The sequence below is a fragment of the Amycolatopsis melonis genome (assembly GCF_040064235.1).
Taxonomy (GTDB): domain Bacteria; phylum Actinomycetota; class Actinomycetes; order Mycobacteriales; family Pseudonocardiaceae; genus Amycolatopsis; species Amycolatopsis melonis.
The window spans coordinates 504,172-520,717 of the sequence record NZ_JBDZYD010000005.1 but is presented as its reverse complement, the minus strand read 5'-3'; the positions used below and the strand labels follow the sequence as shown (position 1 = coordinate 520,717).

Sequence of the window (16,546 nt, the reverse complement as noted above, 5' to 3'; positions counted from 1 at the left end):
AAGGGCCTTCACGGACTCTACGGGGTGGCGCGGACTGTCGGCAGCCCGAGCGAAACCGGGCCTGCCGTCCGGCACATGTCGTGGCAGGTGCTGTCGAGCGTGCAGCACAGCGAGCAGATCGCGCCCTCCTGCTTCGCGCAGTCCGCGACGTCCGGCAGCTCGTACGGGTCGCCGCAGACCGAGCAGGTGTGCGTCGCGCGCAGATCGGCGTCGACGTCCGGGCCGGCGACCGTGTTCGGCCGGGCCAGGTAGTACTTCCCCTTGGTCGCGACGGCCAGCGTCGGCACCAGCACGATCGCGACGACCAGGGCGAGCAGCGGGCTGAACGCGGCCAGGAACGGCCCGAACGCGCCGAAGTACGCCACGATCGAGAGCGCCGACGCGACCACCATCGAGCCGAACCCGACCGGGTTGATCTTGTGCAGGTACGCCCGCTTGAACTCGATGTAGCGCGGCGAGAGCCCCAGCGGCTTGGCGATCACCAGGTCGGCGCAGACGGCGCCGATCCACGCGATGGCGACGTTGGAGTAGAAGCCGAGGATCTTGTTGAGGAAGCCGAACGCGCCGAACTCCATCAGCGCGAGCGCGATCCCGCAGTTGACCAGCACGTACCAGACGCGGCCGGGGTGGCGGTGCAGCACGCGGGAGAAGAAGTTCGCGAACGACAGCGAGCCCGAGTACGCGTTCGTCGTGTTGATCTTGATCTGCGAGACGACGACGAACAGCGCCGCGAACGTCAGCGCCACCGGGCCGAGTGCGGGTTTCACCGCTTCGAGGTACGGCGCGATCGGCTCCAGCGCGTGCGTCTTCCCGACGACACCGAGCGCGAGGAACGCCAGCAGCGCGCCGCCGATCTGCTTGGCGGCGCCGAGAATCACCCAGCCGGGTCCGGCGGCGAGGACCGCGGCCCACCACGACCGCTTGTTCTCCGCCGTCTTCTCGGGCATGAACCGCAGGTAGTCGGCCTGCTCGCCGATCTGCCCGATCAGCGACAGCGCGACACCCATGCCGAAGCCGAACCCGATCGCGGAGAACCCGGCCCCGGCACCCTCGGTGCCCCCGAAGTGGGTGAATTCCGCGAACTTCCCTGGCTCGCGGACCAGCACGACGACGAAGGGCAGCACCAGGCCGGCGATCCACAGCGGCTGCGTCCAGGTCTGCATCTTCGCGACCGCGCCCATGCCGTAGAGCGCGAAGGGCAGCACGATGAGCGTCGCGAGCAGGTAGCCGACGGGCAGCGGGATGCCGAGAGCGAGTTCGAAGGCCTGGCCCATGATCGAGCCTTCGAGCGAGAAGAAGATGACGGTGAAGCTGGCGTAGACCAGCGACGTCAGCGTCGACCCGAAGTAGCCGAAGCCCGCGCCGCGGGTCAGCAGGTCCATGTCCACACCGGACTTCGCGCAGGCGGCCGCGATGGGCACGCCGGTCACGAAGATGACGACGGCCGCGGCGAGGATCGCGAGCACGCCGGAGGTGAAGCCGTAGGAGAGGACGATGCTGGCGCCGATCGCGAAGTCGGCGAGGTAGGCGATGCCGCCCAGCGCCGTCGTCGCGACCACGAACGGGGACCATTTCCGGAACGAATGCGCGGCGAAGCGCAGCGAGTAGTCCTCGCGGTTCTCGTTCGCGGCGAGCGGGGCGTACCGCCGTTTCGGCGGGGCGGCTTCTTCGGTGCCCGACAGGGTTTCGGTCATGCCTGCCTCCGAGGTGGTGGGGAACGCGCCGAAGGTAGGTCCGTCCTGTATCGATCCTGGTCCGGCGGGTAACGCACGGGTTACGGCTTGTTGTCCAGCGGTTACGGTGCGGGGGTGGCGGGTGTCACCGTTCAGTGGGTTCCGCCGCAGCTCGGAAGGCCCTAACGTGCCTAGAGCCGAAGTCGATCGATGCCCCGACCGGGCGTGGAGGTTTGGCGATGATGCCGGAAATCGAGGACCAGGTGGAAGACGCCGTGGTGCGCCTGCCCGGAATGCGCGTGGCCTACGACGGCGCGGCGTTCGACGAATCGTCGCTGGCCGCCACCTGGACCGACCAGCTGCAGGGCTGGCTGAACCAGGCCGTCGCGGCCGGCATCCCCGAACCCAACGCGATGGTGCTGGCGACGGCGGACGCCGAAGGCCGCCCGTCGTCCCGCACGGTGCTGTGCAAGGGCCTGGACGAGCGGGGCGTGGTGTTCTACACGAACTACACGTCGGCGAAGAGCCACGACCTGACGGCGACGCGCTACGCGTCGGTGACGTTCCCCTGGTACGCGCTGCACCGCCAGGTCCACGTCCGCGGCGAGGTGGAGAAGGTCGGCACCAAGGAGACGGCGGAGTACTGGGCCCAGCGCCCCCGCGGTTCGCAGCTGGGGGCGTGGGCGTCCCCGCAGTCCCGGGTGGTCGACGGCCGTCGCGCGCTGGACAACGCGCTCCACGGAATCGAGCGGCGCTTCGCGGAGGTGGAGCAGATCCCGGCCCCACCCCACTGGGGCGGCTGGCGGATCCGCCCGGACCTGGTGGAGTTCTGGCAGGGCCGCGAGGACCGGATGCACGACCGCCTGCGGTATGTGCGGACCGACGACGGGTGGCACGTGGAGCGGGTCGCCCCCTGAGTCCTGAGGCGCCCCAAGGTGGCCTTCGGTGTGTTGAGCGCACCGAAGGCCACATTGGTGCGTTCGGGCCGGACCGCCCAGGCGAGGAAAATCACCTGCGCCGAGATAGTTAGCCGAGCTAAGCTCGCTGTTCGTGAGTGGTGAACCGGGGACCTTGCCGCCCCGCTCGGGTGTCCGGAAGCTCCTCGGCCGCATCGTCGTCGACACACGGCCGCTGAAAATCGTCGCCTTCCGGCGGCTCTGGCTGTCCACTGTGGTCACTGCCGTCGGGACTCAGCTGACCGCCGTCGCCGTGCCCAAGCAGGTCTTCGACCTCACCGGTTCCTCCGCCTACGTCGGGCTCACCGGGCTCGTCGCCCTCGTTCCGCTGCTCGTCTTCGGGCTCTGGGGCGGGGCCGTTGCCGATGCCGTCGATCGGCGGAAGCTGCTCTTCGTCACCAACGTCGGCGTCGCCATCACCTCCGCGCTGCTCTGGCTTCAGGCCTTCGCGCACTTCGGGTCCGTCTGGCTCGTGCTCGGCCTGCTTGCCGTCAACCAGGCCTTCTTCGCGATCAACATGCCCACCCGCGGCGCCGTCGTCGCCCGGCTCGTGCCCGCCGAACTGCTGCCGTCGGCGAACGCCCTCAACACCACCATGTCGACCTTCGGCGCCGTCTTCGGCCCGCTGCTCGCCGGCTCGCTGATCCCCGTGCTCGGCCTCTCGACGCTCTACCTGATCGACGTCGTCGCCCTCACGATCACCCTCTTCGCCGTCTGGCGGCTGCCGGCCATCCCGCCGCTCAACGGCCCCTCGCGCCGGGCCGGGCTGCGGGACGTCGTCGACGGCTTCCGGTATCTCGCCGGGCAGAAGATCCTGCTCGCCTCCTTCGTCGCCGACATCATCGCGATGGTCTTCGGGATGCCGCGCGCGCTCATTCCCGAGATGGCCGAACGCACCTTCGGCGACCCGCCCGGCGGCGGTCCCGCGCTCGGCTGGCTCTACGCCGCCCTGCCCGCGGGCGCCATGATCATCGGGCTGTTCTCCGGCTGGCTCACCCGCATCCACCGGCACGGCGTCGCGGTCGTCGTCGCGATCTGCGCGTGGGGGGCCGCGGTCGCCGGCTTCGGGCTCGCCCACTCGCTGTGGCTCGCCGTCCTCTTCATGGCACTCGCCGGGGCCGCGGACATGGTCAGCGCCGTCTACCGGATGGCCATCCTGCAGACCGCCACCACCGACGAGATGCGCGGACGGCTCCAGGGCGTGTTCACCGTCGTGGTCGCCGGCGGCCCGCGGATCGCCGACCTCACCCACGGCTGGGGCGCCGCCGCCTTCGGGACGTCGGCCGCCGCGACCACCGGCGGGCTGCTGGTGATCGTGCTGGTCCTCGCCTCGATGCTGGTGCTCCCGGCGTTCTGGCGGTACCGGGCGCCCACGGCGTAGGCCGTTCGGAGTACGGTGCGGGCATGCGTACCTTCGTTGCCGTTTTGGTCGCTTTTGCCGCTTTGACCGCCTGCTCGTCCGGGGACAAGCCGTCCGAGAAGCCCACTTCGTCGTCGGCTCCGAAGCCGGCGCCGGGCACGAACGCCGCCGCCGCGTCGCTCGACCCGTGCAAGCTGCTGCCCGCCGAAGCCGTGTCGAAGGCGCTGTCCCTGGACAACCTCAAGGCGGTCCCGGGCCCGGTGCAGGACAACGCGGCCAACGGCGGCAAGGCCCGCAGCTGCGAGTACCAGCTCGACGGCAAGGCCGCGGGCGCCCTCGCGGTGACCCGCTACGAAGGCCGCCAGGGCAAGCCCGCCGAGATGGTCGCGTCGATCAAGAAGGCGAAGGCGGGCGCGAAGGACGTCCCCGGCTTCCCCGACGGCGCGGTCTACTACGTCGACGAGCAGAAGACGGCCACCCTCGCCTCGGCCGAGCTGGTCGCGGGCACGCCGGTGCTGATCAACTACACCGGCCCGGCCAAGATGTCGCCCGAGCAGATGGCGCCGCTGGTCAAGCAGGCCCTCACCGCAAGCTGATCACGCCCAGCCGACGAGCTGCCGTCCCGCCGCGGGCGGCAGCTGCGGCAGCGCTGGCCGCGCGACCGCGCCCGGCGTCACCGGCGAGGCGAAGAACTCGCCTTCGGCGGTCTGGTACAGCACGGTCGTCCGGTCCGGTGCGGCGGCAGCCTTGAGGATCCGCGGCTCCGACCGCTCGACGAGCTTCGTCAGCTGGGGCTTTCCGTTGTCGAGGTGCAACCGCACGAGAACGCCGTGCTCAGCGGTGCCGGTGGCGGCCGACAGCAGCACAGTCGTCGCGTCGAGCGCGGCGACGAAGTCGTAGGTGGCGCCGGGTTCGTCGTAGACGGCGTAGGCGATCGCGCCCGATGCGCCTGCCAGGTAGGAAAAGCCGTCGCCAGCGTGCTTCGCGTCCTGCCAGGTCAGCACCTCGTCCTCGGCGCTGAGCCACCAGTCCCGGGCGTAGCCGTCCGGCGCGAGGGTGGCTTCCTTGGCCGGTGCCCCGAGCTGCCGGTAGTCGACGGAGTACACGGCCTTGCCGTCGTCGAAGAACAGCTTCGAGCCGGTCCGGCCGAACTTCGGATTCCGGAACCGGGCCCCCTGCCCGGGATTGGGGACGACCGCGGTCCGCTCGTACCGCCGCTCGGCGGTGTCGAGCCGGAACACCTCGACGCCTTCGCCGGTGTCGAGCGTGGCGTACTGCCCGTCCGGCGAAACGAGGTCGAGTTTCGACGTCGGTTCGCCCAGCCGGTGCAGCGAAGTGTCCCGCCCGGGCAGCGGCAGGACCGTCTTGACCGCGCCCGTGGCCGGGTCGGCGAAGACGATCTCGTCGAGGTGGGGATCGTCCTGGTCCTGCAGCAGCACGACACCGGAGAGGTCGAGCGGTGCCGCGTCCGGCGCCGGACCGCTTCCGCAGGCCGTCGCCAGCACGGCGAGCAGCGCCACGCCCCATCGGATCTTCGCCACCGTCGAACCTCCCGTCGTCGGGAACTTTCGATGGCGCCGGAGATCATCCGGTTCCCGCTACCGGCGCAACGCCGCCAGTTCGACCGCGCTGTGTGCCGAGAACACCGTGACCTCGTCCTGGTGGTCCCGCGCCAGCTCGTGCAGCCGCGCCAGGTTCTCCAGCCGCGGTTTCCGCAGGGTCTGGACGAGGTTCTGGAACGCCGTCAGGCCGGGCGGGCAGTGCGGCGCGACCGGATCCAGCTGGCCGTGGAAGAAGTACGCGTCGCCGGCGTGCAGGAGCCAGCCGTCGCCGGTGTCGACCGCCACGCCCGTGTGGCCGCGCGTGTGACCCGTCAGCGGGACCAGCAGGATCTCCTCCGGCAGGCCCTTCAGCGCGCGGACCGCGTCGAAGCCGAACCACGGCTCGCCCGTCTCGTCGTAGGTGCTCCACAGCGGGCGGTGCGCGAACTGGATGGCGCGGTACCGGTTCTTCTCGGCCGCGTTGGACGGCGCCGTCGCCGACCGGTGCTCCTCGGCGCGGACGTGCACGACGGCGTTGGGGAAGTCGGCCAGCCCGCCCGCGTGGTCGACGTCCAGGTGCGTCGCGACGATGTGACGGACGTCGGCCGGGTCGAGGCCGAGTGCCTTGATCTGCGCGACGGCCGTCTCCGCCGCCTCGGTCCGCGCACCGGTCATCGCCAGGAACGGCCGCCCTAGCCACTCGACGGGGCGCGCCACGCCCTGGGTGCCGAAGCCGGTGTCGACCAGCACCAGGCTGTCGCCGGTTTCGATCAGCAGGCAGTGCGCGACCGCCTCCGCCCGGCGCAGCAGGCCGGGCTCGCCGTCGAGCAGCCTGCCGCCCGCCGGGCGCATCGATCCGCAGTTCAGGTGGTGCACCTTCATACCCTGCTCCTGGTGCTCAGCCGGAGGAACCCGGTCTCGTCGTGCGCGGCGAAGACGGTGACCTCGTCGCCGTGCTCCTGAACAAGCTGGCGCAGGCGGCGGTGATTGTCCAGCCGGGCGCCCCGCACCGTCTCCACGCGGCCCTCGAACCACTTCAGGCCCGGCGGGCAGTGCGGCGCCGCGGGATCGACCTGGCCGTGGAAGAAGTACGAGTCGCCTGCGTTGAGCAGCCAGCCGCTGCCGGTGTCGACGGCGACCCCGGCGTGCCCGCGCGTGTGACCGGACAGTGGGACGAGCAGGATCTCGGGCGGCAGGCCGTCCAGCTGCCGGACGGCGTCGAAACCGAACCAGGGCTCGCCGGTGTCCGCATAGGACGTCCACTGAGGACCGTGAGCGAACTGGATCCGGCGGTAGCGGCTGCGCTCGGCAGCGTCGCGCGGATCGGTGAAGGCACGCAGCTCCTCGGCGTAGACGTGCACGCGGGCCCACGGGAAGTCGATCAGCCCGCCGGCGTGGTCGAGGTCGAGGTGGGTCAGCACGATGTCGCGGACGTCAGCGGGATCGAAGCCGAGCGCGCGGATCTGCGCGATGGCCGTCTGCGCGGGATCGGGGACCGGATTGGACTGCCGGACGAAACCGGCGCCGAGCCAGGCGACGCGGTCCACCGCGGCCGGTGTCCCCATGCCGGTCTCGACGAGCACGAGGCCCGTGTCCGTCTCGAGCAGCAGGCAGTGGCAGACCATGGTGGCCCGCCGGAACACCCCCGGCCTGCCGTCGATCAGCTTTCCGCCCAGCGGGCGCATGGTGCCGCAGTTGAGGTGGTGGACGCGCATCAGGAGAACTCCCGGTCGAGGGTGGCGTGCAGATGGGTGGCGACGGCGCGCAGCGGCGCGACGTCCCGGCGGGTGCGGGCCAGCAGCAGCCCGCCTTCGATCGCGGCGAGCACGACGGTGGCCAGCTCCTCGGCACGCTCGGCGGAAAGCCCTTGCGTGGCAAGGTAAGTGGCGAGGATTCCGTGCCACGAGGAGTAGCCGTCGGCGCAGGCTTCCCGGATGGTGTCGCTCGCTGCCGCGGCGTCGAGCGCGACTGTCGCAAGTGGACATCCGCGCTGGAAGTCCGACTGGACAAGGAAATTCGCCAACGCCTCGACGGCCCGGTCGATCGCCGCCGGTGCGCCGGGAGCGTCCCGCAGGATCGCTTCGAGCATGGCGCCGGTGCGCTCGCCGGACAGGCGCACGGCTTCGGCGGCGAGCTGTTCCTTGCCGCCGGGGAAGTGGAAGTAGAGCGACCCCTTCGGCGCGCCCCCGGCCGTCGTCAGCTGGGTGAGGCCGGTGGCGTGGTAGCCCTGGGTCTGGAACAGGTCGGCGGCGGTGTCGAGCATCCGCTGCCGGGTGTCGGTGCGGCGAACCATGACGGCGACTGTAGCCCAAACTATGACGACCGGTCTAGTGACTTCGCGGATCGGTAAGGTCGTGGGCATGGGCAACCCGACCGGTCAGCAGTTCGAGATCACCCGCGGCAACGCGCGCGCCGTCGTCACCGAAATCGGTGCCGGCCTGCGGGCGTTCGAAGTCGGCGGCGTGCCGTACGTCGAGGAGTTCCCCGAAGACGCGCACCCGCCGAAGGCCGCCGGGCAGATCCTGCTGCCGTGGCCGAACCGGACCAAGGGCGGCCGGTGGACGTTCCAGGGCGAGCCGCAGCAGCTGGAAGTCACCGAGGAGGCGCGCGGCAACGCCATCCACGGCCTCACCCGGCACCTCGAATGGGAGCTGCTGGAGCACGCCGAGTCGTCGATCACCCTGGCCGTCGACGTCGAGGTGCAGCCGGGCTGGCCGGTGCCCCTGCGCGCGACCGTCACCTACGAGCTCGCGCCGCGCGAGCTGACCGTGACCCACGAGATCCGCAACGAGGGCGACCAGCCGATCGGCGTCGGCGTCGGCACGCACCCGTACTTCCGGATCGGCGACGTCCCGACCGACGAGCTGACCCTGACGCTGCCCGCGACGCGGGTCCGGCCGTCGCTGCCCGACGAGCAGATGCCCTACGCGCCGGAGCAGGACGTCGAGGGGACCGAGTACGACTTCCGCGCGGGCCGGGTGCTGGCGGGCGTCGACCTGGACACGGCGTTCGGCGGCCTGACCGCGGCCGGGGACGGCACGCACCACATCGTCCTGCGCCACGCCGAGCAGGAACTGCTGGTCTGGACCGGCCCGGACTTCCGCTGGGCCCAGGTGTTCACCCCGGACGACCTCGTCGGCCGCGGCCGCGCGGTCGCGATCGAGCCGATGACCTGCCCGGCCGACGCCCTCAACACCGGCGACGACCTGATCGAGCTGGAGCCGTCGGCGTCGTGGTCGGGCAGCTGGGGCATCCGGGTCCGCTGACCCGCCGGAGCCTCGCGGTTAGGCTGCGCCGGTGCAGTCGGTGTCGTTCTGGCAGGCCTGGGGACTGTGGTTCGACGGCCAGTCCGTGTCGGGCTACACGCTCTGGGGCCTGCCCGTGCTGTGGTGGGGACGGCTCGGGAAGCTCGGCCAGTTCACCGGCGGGCTGGTGGCGATCATCGACATCGTCGGGGTCGCGCGGATCAGCGCGTGGGGCGAGCGGCTGCGGGTCCGGCCGGTCGAAGGGCACCGCCGGACGCTGGCCCAGACCTGGCGGCGCACGGCCGAGATCTACCGGGACGTGTACCGCGACATCGTCGAAGACGTGGCCCGCCGCAGCGCCGCCAAGCGCCCTCACCTGCACCCGGGTGGCGGGCCGAAGCAGCGGGAGCTGGAGCCCGAAGCCCGCCGGGTGAAGCGGATCCTGGGGACCGGCCTGGGAATTCTCCTCGTGGCGGGGTGGACGCTGATCATCTGGCACGAGTTCGCCGGTGCGCCCCCGGCGCAGCCGGCCACCGAAGACAGCACCGCCTGGTACTGGTGGGTGCTGTTGTTCGTCGGCGCGCTGGTCTTCGCGTTCAGCTGGTACTGGATCCTGATGGCGGTCCTCGCCGTGCTGTCCCTGGCCGTGAACCTCGTCGCGCGGGCCTGGCCGCTGGTCGTCTACGGCCTGTTCGTGTGGCCGCCGCTGGTGTTGCTGCGCGGGCCGCAGCCGGACCGGTCGCTGCGGGTCATCGGCGTCCTGCTCGTCGTCGCCGGGTTCGGGTTCGACCTGCTCGCGAGCTGAGCCCCGCGTGCACCCGTCCGGGCGAGTTCGTTAGCGTGGCGAACTATGGCGAAGGCAATTGTCGGGGGCTATGTCGTCCCCATCGACGGTGATCCCATCGAAGGCGGCACGGTCCTGATCGACGGCGGCCGGATCGTCGCGGTCGGCGCCGAGGCCGACGTCGACATCCCGGAGGACGCCGAACTCGTCGACGCGGCAGGCACCTGGGTGCTGCCCGGCTTCATCGACGCCCACGCCCACCTCGGCGTCCACGAGGACGGCGAAGGCTGGGCAGGCAACGACACCAACGAGATGACCGACCCGAACGGCGCCCGCTTCCGCGCCGTCGACGGCATCGACCCGTACGAGCCCGGCTTCGACGACGCGCTGGCCGGTGGCGTCACGAGCGTCGTCATCAAGCCTGGTTCGGGCAACCCGATCGGCGGCCAGACCATCGGCGTCAAGACGTGGGGCCGCAGCATCCTCGACATGACGTTCGCGGAGCAGGTCAGCGTCAAGAGCGCGCTCGGCGAGAACCCGAAGCGCGTGTACGGCGACAAGAAGCAGACGCCGTCGACGCGGCTGGGGGTCGCGGCGATCCTGCGCGAAGCGTTCACGAAGGCCCGCAACTACCAGGCAAAGCGCGCGCACGCGGAGTCCGAGGGCAAGCCGCACGAAGTCGACCTGACGCTGGAGACCCTGTCCAAGGTCCTCGACGGCGAGCTGTACTGGGACCAGCACGTCCACCGAGCGGACGACATCGTGACGGCGCTGCGCCTGGCGGACGAGTTCGGCTACAAGCTGGTGATCAACCACGGCACCGAGGGACACCTGATCGCGGACCTGCTGGCCGCACGCGACGTCCCGGTGATCCTGGGCCCGCTGTTCACGACGAAGTCCAAGGTCGAGCTGCGCAACCGCACGCTGCGTTCGGCGGGCATCCTGGCCCGCGCGGGGGTGAAGATCGCGATCACGACGGACCACCCGGTGATCCCGATCAACTTCCTGGTGTACCAGGCGGCCCTGGCAGTGAAGGACGGCCTCGACCCGGTGACGGCCCTGCGCGCGCTGACGATCAACCCGGCGTCGATGCTGGGCCTGGACGACCGGATCGGCGCGTTGAAGCCGGGCCTGGACGCGGATGTCGTGCTGTGGTCGGGCGACCCGCTGGACGTCATGAACCGCGCGCTGCGCGTGTTCGTCCGCGGGGACGAGGTGTACCACTTCGACGAGGCGTCGGGCGAGGGCGTGTCGAAGGACCGGCGGTACCGCGAGGTGCGCTGAGTTTCGGGCGGTGCGCCGGTGACCGGGCGGTTCCGGCGCGCCGCCCGTCTGGTTCAGGTCAACAGGGCGGCGAGGTCGATCTTGACGGGGAAGGGGACGTCGGTGGTGAAGGTGCCGGTGACGGCCGCGGCGTCCAGGTAGCCGAACTCCCCGGCTTGGTGACAGGCGACGAGCGAGACCGGCTCGATGATATCGACGATCCAGTAGTGCGGGATTCCGGCGTCGGCGTATTCGTCGTGCTTGACGTGGTAGTCGGTTCGCTTGGAGCCGGGGGACACGATTTCGATGACGACGGCCACCTCTTCGGCCCTGAGCATGGGGCCTTCCCGGCGAACGCGGGCAATTCCCGCCTTCTCGACGATGAGCAGATCCGGGCGGCGGGAAAAGCCAGGTCTTCCCGCGGGTGCCAGACCGAGATCCACGTCGGTTCCCGGCAAGACGCGGAGGTGATTCGGCACCTGACCGGCGAGTTGCTGTGCCAGCTCAAGCATCACGATGCCGTGATCGGGGACGGGGCTCGGGGACATCACGACGCGACCTTCCACAAGTTCGGTGAAACCGGAGTCGGTCTCACCGAGTGCCGCGTATTCCTCGATCGTCAGCAGGTGATCGGGGATCTCCCACCGGCGAGCGGGGCCCGGCTGGGAAAGTGCAATCACAGCGTCTCCTCACGTCGCCCGGCATTCTCTCACGGCTCAGGTTCAACCAGGAGTAACCGTATCTGTACCGAACGTGCGACAGACGTCGCTCGATGCGGGCCGCCTCGTCACGGCAGCAGCCCGTCGAGGTCGAGCTTGACCGGGAACGGTGCGCTGGCCGTGAAGACGCCCGTGACCGGCCAGGAGTCCCGATACCCCGCCTGGCCGTCCCGGTGACAAGAGACCAGCGAAACCGGCTCGGCGAGGTCGACGATCCAGTAATGCGGAATCCCCGCATCGGCATACTCGTCGTGCTTCACCTGGTAATCGGTCCGCTTCGAACCCGGCGTCACGACCTCGGCCACCAGCACCACGTCCGATGCGCGGAGCATGCCGCCGCCTTCGAAGGCCGTGCGGTTGACGACCAGCAGGTCCGGGCGGCGGGCGAACCCCGGCTCTCCGTCCGGGGTCAGGCACAGGTCCAGGTCATTCGCGATCACGAACGCCAGACCCAGCGGCAGCTGCCGCTCGAGCTGGGCGGCCAGGAGGCATACCGCCAGGTCGTGACGGCGTCCGGACGCCGGGCACGTCACCACGCGGCCCTCCATCAGCTCGGTGAAACCGAAGTCGGTGGCACCGAGGGCCGCGTACTCCTCGATGGTCAGCAGATGACCGGGCATGCCGCAACGGTATCCGTGCCGGGCGTGCGACAGCCTTCGCTCGATTCGGCTACGCGTTCTTCAGCTCGCGCGCGATCACCAGCCGCTGGATCTGGTTCGTGCCCTCGAAGATCTGGGGCACCTTCGCCTCGCGCATGTACCGCTCGACCGGGAAGTCCCGCGTGTACCCCGCCCCGCCGAGGACCTGGACCGCGTCCGTCGTCACCTTCATCGCGCCGTCCGTCGCCACCAGCTTCGCGATCGACGCCTGGCGCTTGAACGGCAGCCCGCGGTCGCGGCGGCGGGCCGCGTCCAGGTACAGCGCCCGGGACGCCTCGACCGTCGCCGCCATGTCGGCCAGGAGGAACTCGATGCCCTGGAAGTCGATGATCGGGCGGCCGAACTGCGAGCGGCCCTTCGCGTACGCCACCGCTTCGTCCAGCGCCGCCTGCGCCAGGCCCACCGCGCACGCCGCGATGCCGAGCCGTCCCGAACTCAGCGACGACAGCGCGATGCGGAGGCCCGCCCCCGGCTCACCCAGGAGCCGCTCGGACGGCACGCGGGCGTCGTCGAAGATCAGCTGGGCCGTCGGGGACCCGGTCAGCCCCATCTTCCGCTCGCGCGGTGCCGCCGACAGGCCCGGCGTCGCGCCGTCGACCAGCAGGCACGAGATCTCCTCGTCGCCCGTGCGGACCATCGTCGTGTAGAAGTCCGCGACACCCGCGTGGGTGATCCACGCCTTCGTGCCCTTGACGACGTAGTCCGAACCGTCGAGACGCGCGCGCGTCGACAGCGCCGCCGCGTCCGAGCCCGCGTGCGTCTCCGACAGCGCGTACGCGCCCAGGAGCGAGCCTTCGAGCATGTCCGGGAGCCACTTCTCGCGCTGCTCGTCGGTGCCGTACTCCGCCAGCGCGTAGCAGGACATCGTGTGCACCGACAGCCCGACGCCGACCGTCATCCACGCCGTCGCGATCTCCTCCAGGACCTGGAGGTAGACCTCGTACGAGACGTCGCTGCCGCCCCAGCGCTCCGGGTACGGCAGGCCCAGCAGGCCGGACTTGCCGAGCAGGCGGAACTGCTCGCGGGGGAACTGTTCGGCCTCTTCCGCCGCCGCGGCCCGCGGGGCCAGCTCGTCACGGGCGATCTCCCTGGTCAGCGCGACCAGGTCCTCCGCCTCCGGAGTGGGCAGCAGGCGTTCGGCGGGCATCCTTGTCCTCCAAAAGCTGTACTGAAAACAGTACTGTGGGCTGATTCAGAGTACAGTACGGCAGACCTGGGGTGTCCGGAAGACGTAGGAGATAGTGAGCCGATGCGCCCCGAACCCCGCCGACGGCCGACCGCCCGCCAGCGTGCCCTGCTCGCCGACCTGGAGGCGCTCTTCCTCGCCGAGGGCTTCGCCGATTTCACCCTCGACGACCTCGCCGGCCGGCTGCGCTGCTCGAAGTCGACGCTCTACGCGCTCGCGCCCAGCAAGGAGCAGCTCGCCGTCAAGGTCGTCACCCAGTTCTTCCGCGGCGCCGCCGAGCGCATCGAAGAACGCATCGACGGCATCGACGACGCCCGCAAGCTCATCGGGGAGTACCTGGCGGGCGTCTCCGAGCACCTGAACCGCGCGTCCGCGGCCTTCATGCGCGACCTCGCCGAGTTCGGCCCGACGCGGGAGGCCTACCGGCTCAACAGCCGGTTCGCCGCCAAGCGGCTGCGGCAGTTCATCGACAAGGGTGTCGCCGAGGGCGTCTTCCGTGACGTCCACGCCCGGCTCGTCGCGGAAATGACCGGGCTGATCATCGAGGGCATCCAGACCGGGGTGCTCGGCAGCCGGACCGAGGTGTCCGACGCCGAGGCGTTCACCGCTTTGGGGGAACTGCTGCTCGGCGGGCTGAACAAATAGCGGACAGGAATTGTCAGCGGCCGCTCGATTAAACTCCCCGCGTGATCGTCGTAGGCGGAGAAGCTCTGGTCGACCTGGTTCCCGGCGACCCCTTGGATTCCACTGTGGACGGTGGGCTGCGCGCGTTGCTGCCGCGGCTCGGCGGCGGCCCGTACAACGTCGCGCTGGCCGCCGGGCGGCTCGGCGTGCCGGCGGCGTTCCTCTCGCGGGTGTCCACCGATCGCTTCGGCGAAGCGATGATCGAGCGCCTGCACGCCTCGGCCGTCGACACCTCCCTGCTGCAGCGCGGCGACGAGCCGACGACGCTGGCCGTGGTGGCGCTCGACGCCAAGGGCGCCGCGCGCTACACGTTCTACGTCGAGGGGACGGCCGACCGGCTCGTTGTGGACCCGGGGCCGCTGCCGGAGAACGTGACAGCGCTCTCACTCGGCACCCTCGGCATGGTCCTGGAGCCGGGTGCTTCGGCGTACGAAGCGATGCTGCGGCGCGAGTCCGCCCGCGGTGTGCTGACGGTGCTGGACCCGAACATCCGCGAAGCGCTGATCACCGACCCGGCCGCCTACCGGGCCCGGTTCGCCTCCTGGCTGCCGGACGTGCGGCTGCTGAAGATCTCCGACGACGACGCCGCGTGGCTCACCGGGGGCGCCGACCCGGTGGCCGCGGCGAAGACGTGGATCGAGTCCGGTGTGGACGCCGTGGTGCTCACCCGGGGCGCCGACGGGCTCTCGGTGATCACCGCCGCAGGTGAGCTGGCCCACGTGCCCTCGCGCAAGGTGACTGTGGTCGACACCATCGGCGCGGGCGACACCGTCCAGGGCGCGCTGCTGGCCTGGCTGCACACCCACGAGGCCGCCGACCTGGGGACGCTCGACGCGGACGCGTGGCGCGAGGCACTGGCCTTCGCGGCGAAAGCGGCGTCGATCACGGTGTCCCGCAGCGGTGCCGAGCCGCCGACTTCGGCCGATATGGCGGCCGGTGTGTGAACCTGGTCCCAAAGCGGGCCCTGGGAGCAACGTCACCGCTGCGCAAAGGCACGTTTCTCGACTAGCGTAGAGGGGCATTCTTCATACCCCAGCGGGGCGGTGTGCAGCGAGGCGCCAGTGTTTCCTCGCGTGAACACGTGGCTACCTGTGAAACGTACAGGCGCCGCCGGCCCGTGCCGAACGTGAGAGGGACTTGCATGTCCGACGCGACGACTGCGGGGCAGTCCGGCGGCGAAACCGCGAAGCTGACCCTGCCGAGTGGCGAGCACGAGTTCAAGATCGTCCACCCGGTCGAGGGCGCGCCCGGGATCGAACTGGGGAAGCTGCTGGCGCAGACGGGGTACATCACCTACGACCCCGGTTTCGTCAACACCGGCGCCGCGTCGTCGGCCATCGCCTACATCGACGGTGACGCCGGCATCCTCCGCTACCGCGGGTACCCGATCGAGCAGCTGGCCGAGAAGTCGACCTTCATCGAGGTCTCCTACCTGCTGATCTACGGCGAGCTGCCGACGCAGGCCCAGCTGGCCGAATTCACCGAGAAGATCCAGCGGCACACGCTGCTCCACGAGGACCTGAAGGCGTTCTTCAGCGGCTTCCCGCGCGACGCCCACCCGATGCCGGTCCTGTCGAGCGCGGTGTCCGCGCTGTCGACCTTCTACCAGGACTCGCTCAACCCGTTCGACGAGCCCAACGTGGAGCTGTCGACGGTCCGCCTGCTGGCCAAGCTCCCGACGCTGGCCGCGTACGCGTACAAGAAGTCCGTCGGCCAGCCGCTGCTGTACCCGGACAACTCGCTGGGCCTGGTCGAGAACTTCCTGCGGATGACGTTCGGCTTCCCGGCCGAGCCGTACGAGGTCGACCCCGAGGCCGCCAAGGCGCTCGACTTGCTGTTCATCCTGCACGCCGACCACGAGCAGAACTGCTCGACCTCGACCGTGCGCCTGGTCGGCTCGTCCGAGGCGAACCTGTTCGCGTCGATCTCGGCAGGCATCAACGCCCTGTTCGGCCCGCTGCACGGCGGCGCGAACTCCGCGGTGCTCGACATGCTGGAGGGCATCCAGGCGGACGGCGGCGACGTCGCGAAGTTCGTCGAGCGGGTGAAGAACAAGGAAAAGGGTGTCAAGCTCATGGGCTTCGGGCACCGGGTCTACAAGAACTACGACCCGCGCGCGAAGATCATCAAGAGCACCGCGGACGAGATCCTCGGCAAGCTGAAGGGCGGCGACCAGCTGCTCGACATCGCGAAGAAGCTCGAGGAGACCGCGCTTTCCGACGACTACTTCATCGAGCGCAAGCTGTACCCGAACGTGGACTTCTACACCGGCCTGATCTACCGGGCGCTGGGCTTCCCGACGAAGTTCTTCACGGTGCTGTTCGCGCTGGGCCGGCTCCCGGGCTGGATCGCGCACTGGCGCGAGATGATCAACGACCCGGCCACCAAGATCGGCCGCCCGCGCCAGATCTACACCGGCCACGCCGAGCGGGACTACACCCCCATCGCCGAGCGCTGATTTTTTTTGGCTGAGCGC

17 protein-coding genes are annotated in these 16,546 nt (G+C 70.3%); 9 read left to right on the top strand and 8 right to left on the bottom strand.

The window, feature by feature from the left end; all coding sequences use genetic code 11:
- Positions 1–17: 17 nt before the first annotated feature.
- Positions 18–1,694 carry a purine-cytosine permease family protein gene (locus tag ABJI51_RS16445; RefSeq protein ID WP_348951692.1) on the bottom strand — a complete coding sequence of 559 codons (1,677 nt, stop codon included), beginning with the start codon at positions 1,692–1,694 and terminating at the stop codon, positions 18–20.
- A 218-nt stretch (positions 1,695–1,912) separates the two neighbouring features.
- Between ABJI51_RS16445 and pdxH the strand changes: the two genes are divergently transcribed.
- The 3 genes from pdxH (at position 1,913) to ABJI51_RS16430 (ending at position 4,585) form a co-directional block, all read left to right on the top strand.
- Complete coding sequence (gene pdxH, locus ABJI51_RS16440) at positions 1,913–2,590, top strand: pyridoxamine 5'-phosphate oxidase (protein ID WP_348951691.1); 678 nt, start codon at positions 1,913–1,915, stop codon at positions 2,588–2,590.
- 154 nt (positions 2,591–2,744) lie between these two features.
- Positions 2,745–4,010 (top strand): MFS transporter, encoded by a 1,266-nt coding sequence (locus ABJI51_RS16435; protein WP_431605621.1) that lies wholly within the window; start codon positions 2,745–2,747, stop codon positions 4,008–4,010.
- 23 nt (positions 4,011–4,033) lie between these two features.
- A complete protein-coding gene (locus ABJI51_RS16430; RefSeq protein ID WP_348951687.1) occupies positions 4,034–4,585 on the top strand; it encodes a DUF3558 family protein in 552 nt (183 codons plus the stop codon).
- On the opposite strand, the gene ABJI51_RS16425 is transcribed toward ABJI51_RS16430, so the two are convergent.
- The 4 genes from ABJI51_RS16425 to ABJI51_RS16410 are packed head-to-tail and all read right to left on the bottom strand — an operon-like array spanning position 4,586 to position 7,823.
- Complete coding sequence (locus ABJI51_RS16425; protein WP_348951685.1) at positions 4,586–5,530, bottom strand: hypothetical protein; 945 nt, start codon at positions 5,528–5,530, stop codon at positions 4,586–4,588.
- A gap of 57 nt (positions 5,531–5,587) precedes the next feature.
- Positions 5,588–6,412 carry an MBL fold metallo-hydrolase gene (locus tag ABJI51_RS16420; RefSeq protein ID WP_348951684.1) on the bottom strand — a complete coding sequence of 275 codons (825 nt, stop codon included), beginning with the start codon at positions 6,410–6,412 and terminating at the stop codon, positions 5,588–5,590.
- Positions 6,409–7,245, bottom strand: coding sequence for an MBL fold metallo-hydrolase (locus tag ABJI51_RS16415; protein ID WP_348951683.1), 837 nt, complete (start codon positions 7,243–7,245; stop codon positions 6,409–6,411). Before ABJI51_RS16415 ends, ABJI51_RS16420 begins: the two co-directional genes overlap by 4 nt.
- A complete protein-coding gene (locus ABJI51_RS16410) occupies positions 7,245–7,823 on the bottom strand; it encodes a TetR/AcrR family transcriptional regulator (protein ID WP_348951681.1) in 579 nt (192 codons plus the stop codon). Before ABJI51_RS16410 ends, ABJI51_RS16415 begins: the two co-directional genes overlap by 1 nt.
- A 67-nt stretch (positions 7,824–7,890) precedes the next feature.
- Here ABJI51_RS16410 and ABJI51_RS16405 point away from each other — a divergent pair, with 67 nt between their 5' ends.
- From ABJI51_RS16405 to ABJI51_RS16395, 3 genes are read left to right on the top strand one after another with little or no spacing between them, the layout of a single operon-like run.
- Entirely contained in the window at positions 7,891–8,796 is a 906-nt protein-coding gene (locus ABJI51_RS16405; RefSeq protein WP_348951679.1) for an aldose 1-epimerase family protein, read from the top strand.
- A 31-nt stretch (positions 8,797–8,827) separates the two neighbouring features.
- Positions 8,828–9,580, top strand: a complete 753-nt coding sequence (locus tag ABJI51_RS16400; RefSeq protein WP_348951677.1) for an Asp23/Gls24 family envelope stress response protein — start codon at positions 8,828–8,830, stop codon at positions 9,578–9,580.
- Between the two features lie 45 nt (positions 9,581–9,625).
- A complete protein-coding gene (locus tag ABJI51_RS16395) occupies positions 9,626–10,843 on the top strand; it encodes an amidohydrolase (protein ID WP_348951676.1) in 1,218 nt (405 codons plus the stop codon).
- Between the two features lie 53 nt (positions 10,844–10,896).
- On the opposite strand, the gene ABJI51_RS16390 is transcribed toward ABJI51_RS16395, so the two are convergent.
- The 3 genes from ABJI51_RS16390 to ABJI51_RS16380 form a co-directional block, all read right to left on the bottom strand.
- On the bottom strand, positions 10,897–11,502 hold the full coding sequence (locus ABJI51_RS16390; protein WP_348951674.1) for a Uma2 family endonuclease: 606 nt from the start codon (positions 11,500–11,502) through the stop codon (positions 10,897–10,899).
- A gap of 107 nt (positions 11,503–11,609) precedes the next feature.
- Positions 11,610–12,161 carry a Uma2 family endonuclease gene (locus tag ABJI51_RS16385; protein ID WP_348951672.1) on the bottom strand — a complete coding sequence of 184 codons (552 nt, stop codon included), beginning with the start codon at positions 12,159–12,161 and terminating at the stop codon, positions 11,610–11,612.
- Between the two features lie 49 nt (positions 12,162–12,210).
- Complete coding sequence (locus tag ABJI51_RS16380) at positions 12,211–13,347, bottom strand: acyl-CoA dehydrogenase family protein (protein WP_348951670.1); 1,137 nt, start codon at positions 13,345–13,347, stop codon at positions 12,211–12,213.
- Positions 13,348–13,449: 102 nt separating this feature from the next.
- On the opposite strand from ABJI51_RS16380, the gene ABJI51_RS16375 reads away from it, so the two are divergent.
- The 3 genes from ABJI51_RS16375 (at position 13,450) to ABJI51_RS16365 (ending at position 16,528) form a co-directional block, all read left to right on the top strand.
- A complete protein-coding gene (locus ABJI51_RS16375) occupies positions 13,450–14,031 on the top strand; it encodes a TetR/AcrR family transcriptional regulator (protein WP_348951668.1) in 582 nt (193 codons plus the stop codon).
- Between the two features lie 41 nt (positions 14,032–14,072).
- Entirely contained in the window at positions 14,073–15,014 is a 942-nt protein-coding gene (locus ABJI51_RS16370; protein WP_348951666.1) for a carbohydrate kinase family protein, read from the top strand.
- A gap of 197 nt (positions 15,015–15,211) precedes the next feature.
- Entirely contained in the window at positions 15,212–16,528 is a 1,317-nt protein-coding gene (locus tag ABJI51_RS16365; protein WP_348951664.1) for a citrate synthase, read from the top strand.
- The last annotated feature ends 18 nt before the right edge of the window (positions 16,529–16,546 follow it).